We start from the raw sequence: 269 nt of genomic DNA, 5'->3' as shown, positions 1-269 counted from the left end.
AGAAATGTGTCAGAGTTCGCTCTGTTTTGCTGTGAAAAATCATCGCGAACTCTCTACATAGATGAAGATGTGTTGTGTGTATTGTTAAGAGAGGAGGTTTTGATTGGCCCAAGCTATCGCTTGTAAGCGGTTTTTTACAGAGAGCTTTCTAAATATCTGATAAAGATGAGATTTTACTGTCGACTCAGTAATAAATAGGTCTTCAGATATTTGCAAATTGCTGGCTCCCGATTGCAGACATCGAAGGATCTCGATTTCTCTAGCCGTCA

1 protein-coding gene is annotated in these 269 nt (G+C 39.8%); it reads right to left on the bottom strand.

Annotated elements, in window-relative coordinates:
- Positions 1–84: 84 nt before the first annotated feature.
- Positions 85–255 carry a LuxR C-terminal-related transcriptional regulator gene (locus AYW76_RS18700; protein WP_269448116.1) on the bottom strand — a complete coding sequence of 57 codons (171 nt, stop codon included), beginning with the start codon at positions 253–255 and terminating at the stop codon, positions 85–87.
- Positions 256–269: the final 14 nt, after the last annotated feature.

The organism is Marinomonas gallaica, from assembly GCF_001639745.1.
Taxonomy (GTDB): Bacteria; Pseudomonadota; Gammaproteobacteria; order Pseudomonadales; family Marinomonadaceae; genus Marinomonas; species Marinomonas gallaica.
This window is presented reverse-complemented; position numbering and strand designations above follow the sequence as displayed.